18 protein-coding genes are annotated in these 18172 nt (G+C 67.5%); 5 read left to right on the forward strand and 13 right to left on the reverse strand.

Annotated elements, in window-relative coordinates; all coding sequences use genetic code 11:
- Positions 1 to 90: 90 nt before the first annotated feature.
- The 3 genes from K3U96_RS20875 to K3U96_RS20885 all read right to left on the reverse strand — a co-directional run bounded on the left by K3U96_RS20875 (position 91) and on the right by K3U96_RS20885 (position 4031).
- Entirely contained in the window at positions 91 to 2334 is a 2244-nt protein-coding gene (locus tag K3U96_RS20875) for a molybdopterin-containing oxidoreductase family protein (protein WP_220690957.1), read from the reverse strand.
- 158 nt (positions 2335 to 2492) lie between these two features.
- The gene (locus K3U96_RS20880) at positions 2493 to 3179 is read right to left on the reverse strand and encodes a nitroreductase family protein (RefSeq protein WP_069407364.1); all 687 of its coding nucleotides are present in this window, start codon (positions 3177 to 3179) and stop codon (positions 2493 to 2495) included.
- Between the two features lie 48 nt (positions 3180 to 3227).
- Complete coding sequence (locus K3U96_RS20885; RefSeq protein ID WP_069407363.1) at positions 3228 to 4031, reverse strand: HAD-IA family hydrolase; 804 nt, start codon at positions 4029 to 4031, stop codon at positions 3228 to 3230.
- Positions 4032 to 4135: 104 nt separating this feature from the next.
- Between K3U96_RS20885 and K3U96_RS20890 the strand changes: the two genes are divergently transcribed.
- Positions 4136 to 4801, forward strand: a complete 666-nt coding sequence (locus K3U96_RS20890; protein ID WP_069407362.1) for a response regulator — start codon at positions 4136 to 4138, stop codon at positions 4799 to 4801.
- Positions 4798 to 6039, forward strand: a complete 1242-nt coding sequence (locus K3U96_RS20895; protein ID WP_069407361.1) for a GAF domain-containing sensor histidine kinase — start codon at positions 4798 to 4800, stop codon at positions 6037 to 6039. Before K3U96_RS20890 ends, K3U96_RS20895 begins: the two co-directional genes overlap by 4 nt.
- A gap of 51 nt (positions 6040 to 6090) precedes the next feature.
- On the opposite strand, the gene K3U96_RS20900 is transcribed toward K3U96_RS20895, so the two are convergent.
- The 10 genes from K3U96_RS20900 to secY form a co-directional block, all read right to left on the reverse strand.
- Positions 6091 to 6612, reverse strand: coding sequence for a MarR family winged helix-turn-helix transcriptional regulator (locus K3U96_RS20900; RefSeq protein WP_275080528.1), 522 nt, complete (start codon positions 6610 to 6612; stop codon positions 6091 to 6093).
- Between the two features lie 39 nt (positions 6613 to 6651).
- A complete protein-coding gene (locus tag K3U96_RS20905; RefSeq protein ID WP_220690958.1) occupies positions 6652 to 7683 on the reverse strand; it encodes a pyridoxal phosphate-dependent aminotransferase in 1032 nt (343 codons plus the stop codon).
- Positions 7683 to 8693, reverse strand: coding sequence for a 3-oxoacyl-ACP synthase III family protein (locus tag K3U96_RS20910; RefSeq protein WP_220690959.1), 1011 nt, complete (start codon positions 8691 to 8693; stop codon positions 7683 to 7685). The genes K3U96_RS20905 and K3U96_RS20910 overlap by 1 nt, the downstream gene beginning before the upstream one ends.
- 6 nt (positions 8694 to 8699) lie before the next feature.
- On the reverse strand, positions 8700 to 9365 hold the full coding sequence (locus K3U96_RS20915; RefSeq protein WP_220690960.1) for a DUF8713 domain-containing protein: 666 nt from the start codon (positions 9363 to 9365) through the stop codon (positions 8700 to 8702).
- The gene (locus tag K3U96_RS20920) at positions 9343 to 11043 is read right to left on the reverse strand and encodes a thiamine pyrophosphate-binding protein (protein WP_220690961.1); all 1701 of its coding nucleotides are present in this window, start codon (positions 11041 to 11043) and stop codon (positions 9343 to 9345) included. The genes K3U96_RS20915 and K3U96_RS20920 overlap by 23 nt, the downstream gene beginning before the upstream one ends.
- Positions 11044 to 11117: 74 nt before the next feature.
- Positions 11118 to 11828, reverse strand: coding sequence for an anti-sigma factor family protein (locus tag K3U96_RS20925; protein ID WP_069408218.1), 711 nt, complete (start codon positions 11826 to 11828; stop codon positions 11118 to 11120).
- A complete protein-coding gene (locus tag K3U96_RS20930) occupies positions 11825 to 12349 on the reverse strand; it encodes a sigma-70 family RNA polymerase sigma factor (protein ID WP_069405601.1) in 525 nt (174 codons plus the stop codon). Before K3U96_RS20930 ends, K3U96_RS20925 begins: the two co-directional genes overlap by 4 nt.
- Before the next feature lie 148 nt (positions 12350 to 12497).
- Positions 12498 to 13295, reverse strand: coding sequence for a type I methionyl aminopeptidase (gene map / locus K3U96_RS20935; RefSeq protein ID WP_069405600.1), 798 nt, complete (start codon positions 13293 to 13295; stop codon positions 12498 to 12500).
- Positions 13296 to 13298: 3 nt separating this feature from the next.
- Positions 13299 to 13847 (reverse strand): adenylate kinase, encoded by a 549-nt coding sequence (locus K3U96_RS20940; RefSeq protein ID WP_069405599.1) that lies wholly within the window; start codon positions 13845 to 13847, stop codon positions 13299 to 13301.
- Complete coding sequence (secY, locus tag K3U96_RS20945; protein ID WP_069405598.1) at positions 13844 to 15181, reverse strand: preprotein translocase subunit SecY; 1338 nt, start codon at positions 15179 to 15181, stop codon at positions 13844 to 13846. Before secY ends, K3U96_RS20940 begins: the two co-directional genes overlap by 4 nt.
- Positions 15182 to 15438: 257 nt before the next feature.
- Between secY and K3U96_RS20950 the strand changes: the two genes are divergently transcribed.
- Genes K3U96_RS20950 through K3U96_RS20960 form a run of 3 tightly spaced genes read left to right on the forward strand, consistent with a single transcriptional unit; the run spans position 15439 to position 18164 of the window.
- A complete protein-coding gene (locus K3U96_RS20950; protein ID WP_220690962.1) occupies positions 15439 to 16365 on the forward strand; it encodes a class I SAM-dependent methyltransferase in 927 nt (308 codons plus the stop codon).
- The gene (locus tag K3U96_RS20955) at positions 16362 to 17258 is read left to right on the forward strand and encodes a class I SAM-dependent methyltransferase (protein WP_069405596.1); all 897 of its coding nucleotides are present in this window, start codon (positions 16362 to 16364) and stop codon (positions 17256 to 17258) included. Before K3U96_RS20950 ends, K3U96_RS20955 begins: the two co-directional genes overlap by 4 nt.
- Before the next feature lie 9 nt (positions 17259 to 17267).
- Positions 17268 to 18164, forward strand: coding sequence for a class I SAM-dependent methyltransferase (locus K3U96_RS20960; protein ID WP_220690963.1), 897 nt, complete (start codon positions 17268 to 17270; stop codon positions 18162 to 18164).
- Positions 18165 to 18172: the final 8 nt, after the last annotated feature.

Here is an 18172-nt window from a genome sequence, read left to right on the forward strand (position 1 = left end):
CGACAGCAGTGTCGCACTTATGGCTGGGGCCGGTCAAGATGTATCTCGATCTGGGCACCGCCGATCGACGCGGTGCTCAGCCGGCCAGCGTCAGGGTGCGGGGGTCGAGTGCGCGGTGCTGCCACCGGCCACCTCGGCAGCTGCCTCAACCGGCTTGACAGTCACCGGGATACCGTTGAGCACGCTCATCCCCGCCAGGGGTTCGACACATCCGTCGTAGGGGCCGGCCAGCGAGTTCGAGTTGGCACCGCCCAGCGCGTTGGCATGGTGCCAGCCGCCACCTCCCGAATGTCCCCACCCATGAGGCAGGGCCACGTTGCCCGGGAACATCTCGTCGGTGACCTCGACGACCACCTCGAGGGTTGCCGCCGGCGACCGCACTGCCGCCCGGTCACCGTCGCGAAGGCCGACGGCCTGAGCATCATCCGGATGCATTCTCAACTTCTGCACGTGACCGTCGCCGACCAACCGCTTACTGTTGTGCATCCACGTGTTGTGCGTATGCGTCTCACGCATCCCGGTCAGCCGTAGGGGGTGGTCCGGGGAGCGGGTGGCCGCCAGCCGCGTCAACTCTTCGAGAATGGGCTCGGGCGCCAGATTGATCCGACGGTCCGCAGTGCGCAACCGCTGGCCGATGACACCGGTCGGCAACTCGTCGCGCAACCGGATGCCGTTGGGATTACGCTGCATCTTGGTGATCGAGATACCGCCTCTCCGAAGGCCATACAGATCTCCGACCCGGCTGGTTCGTAGGAGTGCGTCGACGAGTGTCCTGGGTGAAACCTCGATTCCGATCTTGGCCAACCAACGCAACGATGCAAAGCTGTAGGCTCCGCCGAGGCCTGCGGCGCGGGCGATCTGGTTGAGAATCCGCCACTCCGGACGGCACTGCCCGCGCGGCGGAATCACCGCTTTGGTGGCGAACACCGTTGGCCGCAGCATGTTTCCCATCATCATGAACGGTAGGTCTTCCCGCTCGTACATCGTCGTCGCGGGCAGCAGGTAGTGCGCGTGCTGGTTGGTCTCGTTCTGATACAGATCGATGCTGAAATGCAGATCCAGCTGCTCGAGCGCCGCTTCCAGGCGATCGCCACCGCCGGCACTGCTCAGCACGGGATTGGTTCCCATCGAACACAGGGCGCGTATGCGGTCGCCTCCCGGCGCCATGATGTCTTCTGCCAGCGCCCTGGAGGGCAACATACCGTTGACGTCCGGCAGGTTGCTGACCTGGCTACGCACCTTTCCGTAGGTGTCCAAACCGGCCAGCGCGGCAAACTTCGCGAAATCAACTGGTCCCCAAGGGAATAGCCAGCCACCACGGGAGTCGAGGTTTCCGGTCAGGATGTTGATGACGTCCTGAAGGAAGTTGTTCAGCGTGCCGAACCCCTGCGTACAGGTGCCGGTGCGGCCATAGACCACCGCCGACCGCGCGGAGCCCAGCGAACGGGCAAGGTCGACGATCCGGTCGGGTGGACATCCGCATCGCTGCGCTGCGCGCTCAGGGGTGAGGTGTTGGACCGCCGCACGAAGGTCGTCGATGTTGCGCGTCCACCGCGCGACGAAGGCCTCATCGACAAGGCCTTCGGCCAACAATACGTGCACGATGGCTCCCAGCAGCCAAGCATCCGACCCCGCGTGCAAGGCGAAATGCTCGAAGTGGCGCGCGGTTTCGGTGCGTCGTGGATCCACGATCACGACGCGTCCGCCGCGGTTGACGATGGAGCGCAGGGCATCACGCACCCGCGGCTCGGTGACCTGCGAACCGTGCGACACGAAAGGATTGGCTCCGATGAGAACGGCGAAGTCGGTATGCCACCAGTCCGGCATCATGAGAATGGCCGGCGAACCGTAGAGCATCATCGTGGCGAGTTGACGCGCCGCCGCGTCTTCGGCATTCACGCCGAACTTCCACGGTGAGCCGACGGCCTTCTGAAAGCCCTCCAACCACATGTACGCCGAGTAGTCGAATGCCGGCGGGTTGCCCGCCGAGATCGCGAACGCCCGCGGTCCGTGGCTGCGCCGGATCTTCTTCAAGCGCGCGCCGATGTCTGCGATCGCGTCGTCCCAGCTGACCGGTTCGAAACACCCGGGCGGGCCGACGCGCCGCATGGGCTGCAGCACCCGGTCGGGGTCGTTGACGACATCGACCATCGACCGGCCCTTCACGCACATGAAACCCTGCGACAGCAGGTGGTCTCTATTGGGGCCCAGGTCGACCAAACGTCCGTTTTCGGTGGTGGCGAGCAGCCCGCAAGCCGGTTCGCAGATGCGACAGTAGGTCGCCTGCGTTTGCCGCGCCGGCCCGTCGTCCGCCCGTGGTGCTCTGTCTGTCATCGCCGACCGCTCCCTGTGGTATTGAAAACGCATAATTTATGCTAAGTCAGCTACAGGCACAAGGATGCGAATAGAGAAACCCTGCAGTCTACGCAGGAAGCCGGTCGGTGGGTCAGTGCGATATCGGCGTGCGGACTATTGAGGAGACGGCGCCGGGCCTACGTGTCGCGCCACGCGCGGTTGCCATACCCGTCGAGGTGGACGACCTCACCGACCGGCTTGCGGGTCGTGGGGCCGTACCGGCCGCGCGGCCACCCCAGCGGCACCACGCAAACAGGTGTCACCGTCAGCGGCAGGCCCAGCGTCCTTCGGGCGGACGTCACGCTCCACAGCGGCAGGGTGATCAGCGACGCGCCCAGCCCCATCGCCCGTGCGGCAAGCAGCAGGTTCTGCACGCTGGGGTAAATCGAACCGAAGAACGACGACTCGCCCACGAACGGGGAGGGCATGTACGGCACCCGCGTCCCGCCGCGCAGGCACGGCACGACGAGGACCGGAATCTCGCTGAAGTGCTCGACCTGCCATTGCACGGCCCGCAGGATCTTCTGCATCGGTTCGTCACCGGCGGCCACGCGCCTGCCGACCCCGCCGTACAGCGACCACGCCTGGCGATAGCGCTTGGCGAGTTTGTCCTTGACGCTCTGGTCCTTCACCACGATGAATTCCCAGTTCTGCCCGTTGGACCCGGTGGGGGCCCGCAGCGCCAACTCGATGCACTTGAGCACCACTGCGTCGTCGACCGGATCGGGAAGGACGCGACGCACGGCTCGCTGCGTCATCATCGCTTCGGCCAGCGGCATATCGAGGCGAGCTAGCGCGTCATCGGCGCTGGGGATGTCGGTCATCCCATGAAACTACCGCGCCGAATTACGATTGCACGCGTTGATCGGGTGCTAGGCAGCGGTCGGCTTGTGGGTCTTCCACCAGCTGGCATGCAGCCGTTGACATTCGGCGACCCGCAGCGGTTCGCTGCCACCGAAGTCGGGCCGTACCGCCACCGCCGTCGGGATGTCGGGGGTGCCTTCGCCGGTGATGACGACGGTGGCCAGTCCCGCGGCGTTCGCCGCGCGCAGCCCCGACGCCGAACCGCTGACCGCGAGCGCGTCTTCGGCCGACAGCCCCAGCTCCCACAGGGCGTGCCGGTGCGCGTCGGGATCGGGCATCGTCTTCTTCACGTCGTCGACGGTCACCACGGTCTCGACCAGTCCCTCACCGGCCAGCTGGCGTACCAGCGGCTCGGCCCAGCTGCGCTGCCCGTTGGTCACCACAGCCACCTGCACGCCGACGGCGAACGCGTCCACGAGCAGATCGACCAGGCCGGGCCGCGGCGCAAGGTCGCGCTCGAGCACCAACTCGTCGAACATCATCGTCTTGGTCGTGTAGATGTCGTCGGCGAGCAGTGCGGTCAGCACGTCGGACTCGGTGGCCACGCAGCGCTTGCGCAATTCGGCGGCGACCCGCTGACGCTCATCGATCAACGCCAGCAGTTGGCGGTACCGCGTCACCGACCACTCGAAATCCAGGCCGTGCGCGGCGAACGCGGCGTTGTAGGCCACGCGGTGGCCGTCGCACTCGATGTCGGTCAGCGCATCGAGGTCGAAGACGACCGCTCGCAGCTGACTTCCCGCCTCGGCCGGTGCTGCGTTGTCCCACCAGAAGCGTCCGGCGCGCCAGGTCTTCTCCTGCGTTATCGGCATGGTTCAAGGGTGTCTCATGTCACAGCCGCTGCGCCTCCCCCACAGGGGGGATAACCAAGGTCAACTTGCCCAACCGCCACGCGGGCCCGCCATAAGGTGTTGGCATGACCGCAACGGCCGAACCAGTGCGAATTGTGCTGGTAGACGACCACGAGATGGTGATCGAGGGGCTCAAGGCCATGCTCGCGGCGTTTTCTGAGCGCGTCGTGGTAGTCGGCCAGGCCGTCGGCGCTGAGCGCGCGCTCAGCGTGATCGACGAACTCGATCCCGACATCGTGCTGTGCGACGTCCGGATGGAGGGCTCCAGCGGTCTGGACCTGTGCCTGGAGCTGCGTGAGCGCCACGCGAAGCGCAAGGTCGTGATGCTGTCGGTCTACGACGACGAGCAGTACCTCTTTCAGGCCCTGCGCGTCGGCGCGTCGGGATACCTGCTGAAAAGCATCAGCAGCGACGAGTTGGTGCGTCAACTCGAGTTCGTGCATCGCGGCGAGACCGCGATCGATCCCGGTATGGCGGCCAGGGCCGCCGACACCGCCGCGCGGTTACAGCGCGACGAGTTCTGGCCAGGCGCGCGGCAGGGTCTGACCCAACGCGAGAGCGAGATCCTGTCGTTCGTCGTCAACGGCCTGTCCAACCGTGCGATCGCCACCAAACTGGTGATCGGCGAGGAAACCGTCAAGAGCCACCTGAGCTCGATCTACCGCAAGCTCGGGGTCAGCGACCGCACCGGCGCGGTGGCCACGGCGCTACGCGAAGGGATCTACCGATGACCTCGGCCGCACAACCCGGCGACGCGGTCCGCGACCTCAGCGAGTACGCGCTGGCCGCCGACCGCGAGCTGGCGCTGCTGCGCGAACTGATCCAGGCCGCCTCGAAGGGACCGGGGGTCGAGCCGCTGGCCGCCGCGGCCGCGCGGATGATCACCGCGGCGACCGCCAGCGACGTGTGCTTTGTGCACGTGCTCGACGACACCGAACGCTCGCTGACGCTTGCCGGCGCCACGCCGCCGTTCGACTCGGAGGTCGGCAAGATCAGATTGCCACTCGGGCAAGGGATTTCCGGTTGGGTGGCCAGTCACCGCAAACCCGTGGTGATCACCGAGGAGAAGGAGTCCGATCCGCGGTACATGCCGTTTCAGTCGCTGCGCGGCTCGGACTTCACGTCGATGGTGTCGGTTCCGATGGAGACCGATCCCGGCGGTCTGGTCGGTGTGCTCAACGTGCACACCGTCGAGCGGCGCGAGTTCACCGAACGCGACGTCGAGCTGCTGCTGGTGATCGGCAGGCTGATCGCCGGCGCGATGCACCAGGCCCGGCTGCACCGCCAACTGGTCGCCCGTGAACGCGCGCACGAAGTGTTCGTCGAGCAGGTGATCGAGGCGCAGGAGCTTGAACGGCGCCGGTTGGCAGGCGACATCCACGACGGCATTTCGCAGCGGCTCGTCACGCTGTCGTACCGGTTGGACGCCGCCAGCCGTGCCGACGACGCGGGGATCGCCGCCGAACAGCTCGGCATGGCCCGCGAGCTGGTCAAGCTGACGCTGGAGGAGGCGCGGGCGGCGATCAGCGGGTTGCGGCCCCCCGTTCTCGACGACCTCGGCCTGGCCGGCGGGCTGGCCAGCCTGGCCCGGTCGATCCCGCAGGTGGGCATCGACGTCGACCTCGAGGAGACCCGGCTGCCCGACCACATCGAGCTTGCGCTGTACCGGATCGCGCAGGAATGTCTGCAGAACGTCGTCAAGCATGCCAACGCCACGACGGCGCGGCTCACCTTCGCCGTCGACACGGGCGAGTCCGCGCCGGTGGCCCGGCTCGAAATCGTCGACAACGGAGTCGGTTTCGACACTTTCGAACATCCACTGGGCAGCGACGAGATGGGCGGTTACGGGCTGCTGTCGATGGCCGAACGCGCCGAGATCGTCGGCGGCCGGCTCAACATCCGGTCACGGCCAGGCGCAGGTACCGCCGTCACGGCGACCATTCCCCTGCCGTCGGCCCCACCCCAGTGATTTGTGTGCGTTTTGTTGCGCCGAGCGCGCTCGAACGCACACAAATCGCCGTCAGAAGTCGCCGGAGTTCCTGCGCAGCGTCTCGATGGAGTCGGCCAGTGCCCGCGATTCGGTTTCGGACATCCCGATGTCGGCGAACACCTCCTTGTTGAGGGTCACCGTGGCGTCCTCCACCGTCGAGCGGCCGAGGTCGGTGATGCGCACCAGCGTGGTGCGGCCGTCGGTCGGATGCGGGGTCCGCTCCACCAGGCCGTCGGCCTCCAGCCGCCGGATCGCGTGGGTGACGCTGGTGACGTGCACCTGCAACCGGTCGGAGGCCTTGGTGATCGGCAGCTCCCCGTTGCGGCTGAACGCCAACAGCCGCAGCAGCTCGTAGCGGGAAAAGCTCAGGTCGTACGGGCGCAGCGAGTTTTCCACGCGGGCGAGCAGGATCTGGTGTGCGCGCATCACCGACGTGACCGCGACCATGCCGTCGGCGACGTCGCCCCAGCCGCAGCGCTCCCAGTTGGCGCGGGCCAGCGCGATCGGGTCGCGGTGATCCACGTGATCGGGGTCCGACGGTTGGGAGGCCACGCCTCTTCATACCGCACCAACCGGCGCCGGCTGCCGATTTCAGCTCACCGCAGCGGCCACCGCGCCCAGCACCGCGCGGGTGGAGCGGCGGTCGCCGACGGTGATGCGCACGCCGCCGTCGGCGCAGTGGCGCACCCGCGGCCCGGTGCCGTCGAACACCTGCGGCCAGGGCCGGTCGCGCTTGGGCAGGTAGACGAAGTTGGCGTGGCTGTCGGTGCTGTACACCCCCATCGAGCCCAACCGCGTGCGCAGGTAGCGGCTTTCGTTGGTGATCATCCGGATACGTTGCTGCAGCTCTGCTTCCGAGTCATAGGATGCGGCGACGGCCACCAGGCTGGTGCTGGCGATACCGAACGGCAGTTGCATCGTCCACAGCCTGCGGGCCAGCTCCGGGGCGCAGAACCCGTAGCCGATGCGCAGCCCCGCGAGACCGTAGGCCTTCGAGAATGTCCGCAACACCACGAGATTCGGATACCGGGCGACCAGTTCTGCAGCGTCGAGCCGCGACTCCGGGGGCAGGAACTCGACGTAGGCCTCGTCGAGCAGCACCACCGTCTGTGGGGGTACGCGGCGCAGGAAGGCCTCGATGTCGGCGGCGGGTTCGATGGTGCCGGTCGGGTTGTGCGGTCGACACACCACCACCACCCGGGCGTCGGCGGCGGCGCGTGCCAACGCGTCCAGATCGTGGTGGCCGTGTCCGTCCAGGCCCACGCTCACCGGGACCAGCCGGGCCATCCGCGCGAAGATGGGATATCCGTCGAACGTCGGGGCGGCCATCGCCAACGCCTCACCGGGGCGTGTCACCGCCTGCAGCACCTGCATGATCACACCGGTGGCGCCGACGCCGATGACCACCTGCTCGTCGCGGACCCCGAGGTGCGCGGCGATCATCGAGCGCAACCGCTGCGGCAGGTACTCCGGATAGCGGTTGGCGCAGTCGATCGAGGCCCTCAGCGCCATCCGCACCGCGGGCAGCGGCGGGAACGGATTCTCGTTGAGCGACAACGCGAACGGATCCAGCGCGTCGGGTGAAGCGACGACCTGGGCCGGGCCGCGGTCCGGGGTGGTCATCAGGGCCGACCGCCCCAGCGCACGGCGGCGGCCCCCGCGAAGTCACCAGCGTGCGCGAACGCCGCCATCATCACCACATCCCCGGCCTGAAGCCGGCCCTCGGTGACGGCCCGGTCGAAGTTGATCGGGATACCCGCGGCGAACAGGTTTCCGCAGTCGTCGAAGGTGTCGACGTGGCGCTCCTCGGGCAGTTCGAGCGCGTCGCGCCAGTTGCGCAGGAACACCCGGTTGGGTTGGTTGGTGACGAGCAGGTCGAGATCCCTGGGCTTGACACCGATCCGGTCGCACACGGCATACGACACCTCGGGGACCTGACGGTTGCCGCGCGCGAGCACCTTGGTGATCTTGCTTTCGGTGAACCCGATGTAGCCTTCGCCGGGACCGGGTTGCCACCACTTGCGCGGCGGGTCGACGGCCATGGTCATGTCCCCTGCGAACTCCCCGTAGGTGCGGCACTCGACGTCGAGGATCGGTGAGCGTTCCGACACCGCGACCAGACCCACCGCGGCGCCGTCCCCCGGCACCGAGGCCTGCGCCTTGCGCCGCACCCCCGGCTGGTCGAACACCTGGCCCGCGGCATTCTGCGCGACGGCGATCAACGCCGTGTGCCCCGCCCCCGATGACAGCAGTTGGCGCGCCACCTGCAGGCCGAGCACGAACGCTGCGCAGCCGCCGTTGTGCAGATCCAGCACCCAATTCGGTTTCAGGCCAAGGCGATGCGCCATGGCGCCGCCGCCACCGTAGAACGGCATGTCGGGCAACTGGGTATGGGTGATCAGCACGTCGACGCCTGCGATCATGTCGGGTCCGTGCCGTTGCACCAGCCCGGCGGTGGCGCGCTCGACCATGTCGACCGCGGTCTCGTCCGGTCCGACGTGATGCCGGTAGCGCGGCGCGCGGAACATCACGTTGTCACGCAGCGCATCCGATTCGCTGAACTGCGCGTAGTAGCCGGCACCGATCGGGTCACCGGGCAGATAGGTGGAGACATCAAGAAGGCTGACGGTCATGGGTGCTCACTTCATCCAGTCGGGCGTGACGGGAAGCCCGTTGCGATACCGGTATTCGGCGATTGCCTTGAGGTTCTGCAGCTCGAGCAGATGGCCCGCGCTGAACATGTCCCAGAAGTCGCCGACCCACACCGGCCGCTGTGGCGGTGCGGACTGCGGGTAGGGATTCCGGTCGTAGAACGGGTGATGGCAGTTGGTCCACAGCACCACCGAGCCCGGCTTGTCGAACACCGACTGCGCGTCGACGATCCGCATCAGGTAGATCATCCACAGGTGCGTGCCCTGGTCCCACGCGCAGTGGTAATCGACGGTCATCGCTTGCCTGTTGGCGTGCGTGCGGGTGAAGATCCTGGTCTCCGCGCCGAGGCGGTCGTAGGCCAGCCACAGTCCGGGTTCCTCGGTGGTGGTGAAGCCACGCAGGCTGTAGGTCCACTCCTCGAGGCTGCGGGTATCGGACATGTAGTCGAACAGCTCGCCCGGCGGGCAGTCGATATAGCTGTTGACCGTGCAGAATTCGCCGAACACGGCGTCGTGCGGATAGACCGATCGCATCATGTCCATGATGATCGGGGTGGCCTTCTCCCGCGGCGAGGTCTCGACGCGGATCAGCCCGTCGAGCGGGTCGGCGGTACCGCGATGGGTGGTGATGTCATCGAGTGCGGGCAACGACATGGGATCTGCTCTCCTTTGTGCGGGTGCGGTCTGGCGTGAGAAAGGCCGCGAACGGCGGGATTTCGTCTGCCGAGCATTCGATGCTGACGACGGAGGGACCAGCTGCGCTCAGCGCGGCGTCCAACGCGGCGGGGAGGTGCTCGAGGTCGTCGACGTCGACCGAGGGCAGCCCGGGAAACATCGCGGCCAGGCCGGCCCCGAGCCGGCTGGGGCCGAACCGGTTGTAGCTGTAGCGGCCTTGGTAGAACAGCTGTTCGCGGGTCACACACATGGCGTGCGCGTGGTTGTCGAACAACAGGAACGTCACGGGCAGCCGATACTGCAACGCGGTGTGAATCTCCATGCCGTGCATGAGGAATGCGCCGTCACCGGCGATCACGACGGTGCGCCTGTGCCGCGCAAACGCCATCCCGACGCCAGCGCCGAAGCTGTAACCCATACCGCCCATGCCGAGCGCGACCAGGAACCTGCCGTCGCGGCGCACCGGCAGATGGTGGATGGCCGACGCGCCGATATTCCCGGCGTCGACCACGATGTCGGCGCCGTCGGGCAGCGCAGCGTCCAGCACCGTCATCGCGTCGGGGTAACGCACCCCGGGGCCGTCATGTAGGGGCGGCTCAAGGCAGTTGCGCGGCACCGCATCCGGCACCCGCACGCCGGTGGCGCGGCCGTCACCCGTCAGCGCGGCGGTCAACAAGGTCAGTGAGCCGCGCAGGTCGTCGGTGTGCACGTGGGTGCACGGCAGATGCGGCGGGTCGGATCCGATCGAGTACACCGCCGTCGCGCCGAGCGCGCCGTCGAGCCCGGCGCGGGCCGTGACGGTCATGCGGGTGCCCACCAGCAGGCACAGCGCGCTGCCCGCGACGGCTTCGGCGACACCGGGGTGTCCCATCACGCCCGTCACCCCGAGGGACGACGACGATCCGGAACCGGGTGTGCCCGCGGCGTCTTTCGCGTCGGGCACACAGGCCACCCGCGCGCGCACCAAGGCGCGCAGCCCTTCGAGTTCGGCGCGCGCATCGTCACGCGCGACCTGTTCGCCGGCGATGATCGTGATGGGCCCGTCGGCGCGCCGCAACGCGCGGACGATCGGATGCGGGTTGCCGAGCTGACCACCCGGCTCACCGGACACCGCGACACCGCCGTTCACAGGCAGTTCGGCCTGCTGAATATCCTTGGGCAGCAACAGCACTGCCGGGCCACGCAAGGTGCGGGCCGCCACGATCGCCGCCGGCAGCGCCGAGCCGATGTCGGAGGGCGTCAGTACCCGCCGGCAGTACACCGACACCGCGGACAACAGCGCATGCGCGTCGAGCGCTCCGTTGCGTCCGCTGGTGTCCTGGAACGCGCCGCGGCCGTCGAGCGTCGTCGGCGACTGCCCGATCAGCGCCAGCAACGGAACCCGGCTGGCGAACGCCTCACCCAGCCCGGGCACTGTGTTCAGGCAGCCCCCGCCCGAGGTGGCGGCCAGCGCACCCAGACCGGAGCCGCTGCGGCTGTAGCCGTCGGCCATCGTCGCGGCGGAGAACTCATGCTTGGCCAGGACGGCGGTGATGCCGTCGCAGAAGTGCGCGGCGTCGTAGAGGTCTTCGATGTTGGCGCCGTCGACCCCGAAGATGTACTCGATGCCGATCGCCGAAAGGGATTCGACGATGTGGTCGACCACTCGATGGGCCATTGCTCACCTGCTTCCGCGCGCCTTACCCCCGTGATACGGCGCGCTGCACGGATGAGTTCAACCCGCGGCGGGATTCACAGCTGGCGCTCCAGCAGCACCTGGCCGGAATCGACCGAAACCAGTTGCACGGTAGCGATTTCGTCGGCCTGCATCGGGGTGTTGGCACTCGGCAGTGCGGTGGCACCCGACAGGCCCAGCCAGGTGGCGATCTGCTCACGGCTGCCGTCGCGGCCGATCACCACCATGCCCAGGTTCTGCGGCGGGGCGTCGCGCCGGCCCCAGTCGCCGTACGTGCACGCCATGTCGATGCGGCTGCCCCAGCCGTAACCGGTGACGGTGATGGTGGCGTTGATCGGCGTCTGGGACACCTTGGACATCTCGAGCTGGGCACCCGAGGCCTGCGGCGGTGGGGTCTGACTGCCCAGGGTGTCAGGGCGCAGGACGAGCGCGAGCGCGATCGCCACCAGCGCGGCGGCCATCGCGACGGCGGCGGTGGTCATCCAGCGGGCGCGCCTGCGCCGGGCATGCACCTTGTCCAGCAGGGTGTCGAGCACGTCGGGGCGGAGTTCGGGGATGTCGGGTCGGTCCAGATCGGCGACGTCGACCTTGGCCAGCAGCGCGGGTATTCCGCTCAGTTCGGCGACCGCGGTCCGGCACTGCGCGCAGGTCTGCAGGTGCGTTTCGTATTCGCGGCGTTCGTCGCTGGACAGCGAACCCAACACGTAGGCGGCGTCCCAGGTCAGGAAGCGATCGTCTTCGCCTCGGGGGGAATTGAATTCGGTCATCGCGTCACCCCCATCTCCTGCAGCTTGAGCCGCAGGGCGCGCATTCCGTAGTGCAGCCGCGACTTCACCGTGCCCTCGGCGATCTGCAGGTCGGCGGCGATCTGCGCCGTGGACCACCCCTGGTAGTAGGCGCGGCGGATGACCGCCCGGTGTTCTTCGGACAGTTCGCGAAGGGCTTCGCCAAGCAACATCCGGTCCAGCGCCGTCTCCACCTCGTCGGGACCAGCGCGGTCCGCCGCTTTCTCCATGTCCGGGGTCCCGGTTTCACTGCGGAATCGGGCGCTGCGTCGCTCGTCGATAACGAGGTTACGCGCGACGGTGAACAACCACGCCCGCGCCGATCTGTCCCTGTCCGCGGTCACCTCGGGATGGCGCCAAGCACGCATCAGCGTCTCCTGCACGACATCCTCCGCCCGGGCTGTATCCCCCGTCAGCCGCACGGCGTAGCGCCAGATGGCCGCGGCGTGCTCGTCGTAGAGCAGCCGCATGACGTTGGCATCCAGGGCCTCCGGGTCGTCCAAACTCAACCTCCACCATGGATACGAGGTTGCCGGTCGTCCGGTTCAGTATTCGCGCATTTCGCCGTCCCTGTCGCCGAACGTGGGTTACCCGCACGCCTTCAGCGCTCGAAGCGTGTCGGTAATCCACGTTCGCGCCAGAGAAAGACAGCTATTGCGTGAGGATGCGCGGGCCGTCCTCGGTGACCGCGACGGTGTGCTCCCAATGCGCGGCGCGGGAACCGTCGGCGGTGACCACCGTCCACTCGTCTGCCAGCACCACCGTCTTGGTGGTGCCCAGGGTGAGCATGGGCTCGATGGCCAGCACCGATCCCGCCGCCAGATAGGGTCCGCGGCCTCCCGCGCCCTCATTGGGCAGGAACGGGTCCATGTGCATGTGCCTGCCGATGCCGTGGCCGCCGTAGCCCGCGACGATGCCGAACTTGCGGCCGTGACGCTCTTCGGCGGCCCGTGTACCGACCTCGATGGCGTGCGAGACGTCGGTGAGCCGGTTACCGGGCACCATGGCGGCGATGCCGGCCTCCATGGCCTCCCTGGTGGCCTGCGACAGCGCCTCGTCGACGGAAATCAGCTGCCCGACGCCGAACGTGACCGCGGAGTCACCGTGCCAGCCGTCGACGATCGCCCCGCAGTCGATCGAGACCAGATCCCCCGCCGCCAGGGTCTCGTCGGCCGACGGAATGCCATGGACGACACGGTCGTTCACCGAGGAGCAGATGCTGGCGGGGAAGCCCTGGTAACCCAGGAACGACGGCACCCCGCCGCCGTCGCGGATCACCGATTCGGCGATCTCGTCGAGTTCGAGCGTGGACACCCCCGGCGCGGCGGCCTGGCGCACGGCCGCAAGCGCGGCGGCGACCAGCGCACCCGCGGCGGCCATCGCGTCCAGTTCGATGGGGGTGCGTTGGGCGACGACCCTTCGGTTGCGCAGACCGGGCAATCCGATCATCTGCTACTTGCCGAGGGCGTGCAGCGCGCGGGCGAACACCTCGTCCAGCCCGCCGACCGCGTCAACGGTCTGCAGGTTGTTGTCGCGGTAGTACTCCAGCAGCGGCTGGGTCTCGTCGCGGTACACCTGCATCCGGTTGTGGATGACCTCTTCGGTGTCGTCAGCGCGACCTCGGGCCTTGAGCCGGGTGAACAGCTCCTCCTCGGACACCACGAACTCCAGCACCGCGTCGAGCTTCGTGTTGCGCTGGGTGAGCATCTCGTCGAGCGCCTCGGCCTGCTCGACCGAGCGTGGATAGCCGTCGAGGATGAACCCCTGCGCGGCGTCGGGCTGGGTGATCCGATCCTCGACGAGCTTGTTGGTCAGTTCCGAGGGCACCAGGTCACCGGCGTCGAGGTAGCGCTTGGCCTCCAGCCCCAGCGGTGTGCCGTCGCCGATGTTCTGGCGGAAGAGGTCCCCGGTGGAGATCTGCGGGATGCCGAGCTTCTCGGAGAGCTTCTGGGCCTGGGTGCCCTTACCGGCACCGGGCGGCCCGAGCAGAACAACCCTCACTTCAGGAACCCTTCGTAGTTGCGTTGCATGAGCTGGCTTTCGATCTGTTTGACCGTATCCAACCCGACGCCGATCATGATCAGCACCGCAACGCCGCCGAACGGCAGGTTCTGCACCGGGCCGCTGCCACCGATCGACAGGAACAGGTTGGGCAGCACCGCGATACCGCCGAGGTAGATCGACCCGGGCAGGGTGATCCGGTTGAGCACGTAGCGCAGGTAGTCGGCGGTCGGCGCGCCCGGCCGGATGCCGGGGATGAAGCCGCCGAACTTCTTCATCTCATCGGCGCGTTCGTCGGGGTTGAACGTGATCGACACGTAGAAGTACGTGAAGAACACGATCAGGGCGAAGTAGACCGCGATGTAGATGGGGTCTGACGGGTTGGACAGGTTCTCGGCGACGAACCGCTGCCACCAGCCGGTGCCCGGGTTGGAGCTGCCGCTCTGGATCAACTGGGTGATCAGCTGCGGGATGTAGATCAGCGACGAGGCGAAGATGACGGGGATGACGCCGGCCTGGTTGACCTTCAGCGGCAGATACGTCGACGTGCCGCCGTACATCCGTCGCCCGACCATGCGCTTGGCGTACTGCACCGGGATGCGCCGCTGGCCCTGCTCGACGAACACGACACCGATGAGGATGGCCAGCGCGCCCACGCAGACCAGTGCGAACACCAGGCCACCGCGGCTCTCCAGGATCATCTGGCCCTCGCCGGGCATCGCCGAGACGATGCTGGCGAAGATGATCAGCGACATGCCGTTGCCGATGCCGCGCTCGGTGACCAGCTCGCCCATCCACATCACCAGCGCCGCGCCCGCCGTCATCACCAGCACGATGACGACGAGGGTGAAGATGTCGATCCCGTCGCTCTGGCCCTGGATGATGTCCAGCGAGCAGCCCTGCAGCAGCCCGCCGTTGGCGGCCAGCGCCACGATGCTGGTGGCCTGCAGGATCGCCAGCGCGATCGACAGATAACGCGTGTACTGCGTCATCTTGGTCTGGCCGGCCTGGCCTTCCTTGCGCAGCTGTTCGAACCGCGGGATCACCACGGTCAGCAGCTGCACGATGATGCTGGCGGTGATGTAGGGCATGATGCCGACCGCGAACACCGACAGCTGCAGCAGCGCGCCACCGGAGAACAGGTTGATCAACGAGTAGACCTGTCCGGCCTCGCCGCCGCTGACCTCGGTGATGCACTTCTGGATGTTCGGGTAGTTCACGCCAGGCGATGGGATCGTGGCGCCGACTCGGTACAGGATGACGATGCCCAGGGTGAAAAGAATCTTTCGCCTCAGGTCGACTGTCCGCAGCGATGAGATGAAAGCCGAGAGCACTCTTCCTCCTGCGCAGCCGACCTAAGTGGCCGCAGCGTGCGAACGGGGCTGGTCTGACCAGCGTCTTGGTTAAGTCGTGTGCGGACCTCCGCCGAGCGCGCAGCCTGCGAAGTTACCCGTCAAACAGTCTACGAGAGTAACAGTTGGAAATGCCCTGCCGTGCATCCCAGACTCACAGCGGCCTCTCAGCTCGGGAACATACCGTGTCAGGCATCTCGTTATATCTGCTAAGTATCAAATTGGGTGAGGGGAAACATATGACGCGGACCGACAACGACACCTGGGATCTGGCCTCCAGTGTCGGGGCGACGGCCACCATGGTTGCGGCTGCCAGGGCGCTGGCCACCAAGGCTGAGCAGCCGTTGATCGCCGACCCGTTCGCCGATCCCCTGGTGCGCGCGGTCGGGGTCGACTTCTTCACCCGGCTGGTCACCGGTGAGCTGCGCCCCGAGGATCTCGACGACGGCGCGACGGCCGGAATGCAGCGGATGACCGACAACATGGCGGTGCGGACCAAGTTCTTCGACAAGTTTTTTCTCGACTCGACACGCGCCGGCGTGCGGCAGGCCGTGATCTTGGCGTCCGGGCTGGACGCGCGGGCCTACCGGCTGGCCTGGCCCGCCGGCGTCGTGGTCTACGAGATCAACCAACCCGCCGTCATCGACTTCAAGACCAGGGTGCTGGCGGAGCTGGGCACCAAACCCACCGCCGAGCGTCGCACGGTCTCGGTGGACCTGCGTTTCGACTGGCCGGCCGCGCTGATCGACGCGGGCTTCGACCCCAGCCAACCGTCGGCGTGGAGCGCCGAGGGCCTGCTGGGCTACCTGCCGCCCGACGCCCAGGACCGCCTGCTCGACACGATCACCGAGCTGAGCGCGCCCGGCAGCTGGATCGCGGTCGAAAGCGTGCCCAACATCGATCCCGACCGCCACGAGAAGGCCGTCGAGCGGATGCGCACCGCATCGCAGCAGTGGCGCGAGCACGGATTCGACCTGGACTTCGCCGAGCTGGTGTACCTCGGTGACCGCAACGAGGCGGCCGCGTACCTCGATGACCGCGGGTGGCAGCTGACCCGCCAGAGCGTCCGGGACCTGCTGGTGGCCGACGGCCTGCCGCCGCTCGACGACGAGGAGGCCGTCGACTTCGGCGAGCTGCAATACGTCAGCGGGACACGTTCGACATGAGGCGCACCGACAACGACACTTGGGATCTGGCGTCCAGCGTGGGCGCGACGGCCACGTCGGTGGCGGCTCAGCGGGCGTTGGCGTCCCGTGCGCCCGATCCGCTGATCGAGGACCCCTACGCCGACGCCTTGGTCAAGGCGGTCGGGCTGGAGCACTGCATCCGGATCGCCGACGGCGACCTGCCCGTCGACGATCCGCTGCTGGACCGCCAACGCATGTGCGAGCAGATCGCCGTGCGGACCCGCTATTTCGACGACTTCTTCCTCAGCGCTGCCTCGGCGGGTATCCGCCAAGCCGTCATCCTGGCCGCCGGGCTGGACACCCGCGCGTACCGATTGCCGTGGCCGTCCGACACGGTGGTGTTCGAGGTGGACCAGCCCCAGGTCATCGAGTTCAAGTCGACGGTGCTGGAGTGGCTCGGTGCCGCGCTGCCCGCCGAGCGCCGCACCGTCGCCGTCGACTTGCGCGATGACTGGCCGTCGGCGTTGCGCGACAAGGGGTTCGACACCGAGGCGCCGACGGCGTGGATCGCCGAGGGGCTGCTGATCTATCTGCCGCCCGAGGCACAGGACCGGTTGTTCGACCACATCACCGCGCTCAGCGCGCCCGGCAGCCGGCTGGCCACCGAACACATGGACATCGCGGGCCTTTCGGACAAGTGGGCTCAGAAGCTCAGCGAGCGGTCCAGGCGCATGGGCTCACCCATCAACCTGACCGACCTGTTCTACGCCGGTGAGCGCAACAGCGCACGCGACTACCTCGGCTCGAAAGGCTGGCGGGTGGATGTCCGCACCGCCCGGGACGCGTTTGCCCACAACGGATTCCAGCTGCCCGACGACGATCTGCTGGCCCTGGTCGGCGACTCCGGTTACCTCTGTGCGATCCTCGACTAGGAGGGCTTGATGGCACGTACCGATAACGACACCTGGGACCTGGCGTCCAGCGTCGGCGCCACCGCGACGATGGTTGCCGCGCAACGCGTGCTCGCCCACCGCGAGGGGCTGATCGACGACCCGTTCGCCGAGCCGCTGGTGCGCGCGGTCGGGCTGGAGTTCTTCACCCAGGCCATCGACGGCGAGATCGACTTGGACTCCGTCGATCCCGAGTTCAACGTGCGCAGGGCCGCCGAGGGGATGGCGGTTCGCACCCGCCATTTCGACCGGTTGTTCACCGACGCCGCCGCGGCCGGTGTGCGTCAGGCGGTGATCCTGGCGGCGGGTCTGGACGCACGGGCCTACCGGTTGCCGTGGCCCGCCGGGACGACGGTGTACGAGGTGGACCAACCCGAGGTCATCGAGTTCAAGACCGCGACGCTGGCCGAGCTCGGCGCGCAGCCGGCCGCCGACCGGCGCACCGTCGCGATCGACCTGCGGGAAGACTGGCCCGAGGCCCTGCGCGACAACGGGTTCGACCCGTCTGCGCCGACCGCCTGGATCGCCGAGGGGTTGCTGATCTATCTGCCGCCCGAGGCGCAGGATCTGTTGTTCGACCGGATCACCGCGCTCAGCGCACCGGGCAGCCGGGTGGCCACCGAACACATCCCCGACATCACGATGTTCTCCGACGAGCGCTCCCAACGCATCTCCGACCGGATGAAGAAATACGGGTCGAAAATCGAGATGGGCGAGCTGATCTATCACGGTGAGCGCAACGACGTTCTGGAGTATCTGATCGCACACGGCTGGCGGCCTTCGGCGCAGTCGATGCGGGAAGCCTACGCCGCCAACGGGTTCGAGTTTCCCGAAGAGGAAACCATCGGGATGTTCGCCGACATGAGCTACGTCAGCGCGGTGCGCTGAGGCGGTTG

The sequence above is a fragment of the Mycolicibacterium holsaticum DSM 44478 = JCM 12374 genome (genome assembly GCF_019645835.1).
GTDB lineage: Bacteria > Actinomycetota > Actinomycetes > Mycobacteriales > Mycobacteriaceae > Mycobacterium > Mycobacterium holsaticum.

Bases quoted from the DNA above. Each gene is read 5' to 3' on its own strand.
- K3U96_RS20875 (WP_220690957.1), bottom strand. From the start codon at position 2,334: ATGACAGACAGAGCACCACGGGCGGACGACGGGCCGGCGCGGCAAACG.
- K3U96_RS20880 (WP_069407364.1), bottom strand. From the start codon at position 3,179: ATGACCGACATCCCCAGCGCCGATGACGCGCTAGCTCGCCTCGATATG.
- K3U96_RS20885 (WP_069407363.1), bottom strand. From the start codon at position 4,031: ATGCCGATAACGCAGGAGAAGACCTGGCGCGCCGGACGCTTCTGGTGG.
- K3U96_RS20890 (WP_069407362.1), top strand. From the start codon at position 4,136: ATGACCGCAACGGCCGAACCAGTGCGAATTGTGCTGGTAGACGACCAC.
- K3U96_RS20895 (WP_069407361.1), top strand. From the start codon at position 4,798: ATGACCTCGGCCGCACAACCCGGCGACGCGGTCCGCGACCTCAGCGAG.
- K3U96_RS20905 (WP_220690958.1), bottom strand. From the start codon at position 7,683: ATGACCACCCCGGACCGCGGCCCGGCCCAGGTCGTCGCTTCACCCGAC.
- K3U96_RS20910 (WP_220690959.1), bottom strand. From the start codon at position 8,693: ATGACCGTCAGCCTTCTTGATGTCTCCACCTATCTGCCCGGTGACCCG.
- K3U96_RS20915 (WP_220690960.1), bottom strand. From the start codon at position 9,365: ATGTCGTTGCCCGCACTCGATGACATCACCACCCATCGCGGTACCGCC.
- K3U96_RS20920 (WP_220690961.1), bottom strand. From the start codon at position 11,043: ATGGCCCATCGAGTGGTCGACCACATCGTCGAATCCCTTTCGGCGATC.
- K3U96_RS20925 (WP_069408218.1), bottom strand. From the start codon at position 11,828: ATGACCGAATTCAATTCCCCCCGAGGCGAAGACGATCGCTTCCTGACC.
- map (WP_069405600.1), bottom strand. From the start codon at position 13,295: ATGATCGGATTGCCCGGTCTGCGCAACCGAAGGGTCGTCGCCCAACGC.
- K3U96_RS20950 (WP_220690962.1), top strand. From the start codon at position 15,439: ATGACGCGGACCGACAACGACACCTGGGATCTGGCCTCCAGTGTCGGG.
- K3U96_RS20955 (WP_069405596.1), top strand. From the start codon at position 16,362: ATGAGGCGCACCGACAACGACACTTGGGATCTGGCGTCCAGCGTGGGC.
- K3U96_RS20960 (WP_220690963.1), top strand. From the start codon at position 17,268: ATGGCACGTACCGATAACGACACCTGGGACCTGGCGTCCAGCGTCGGC.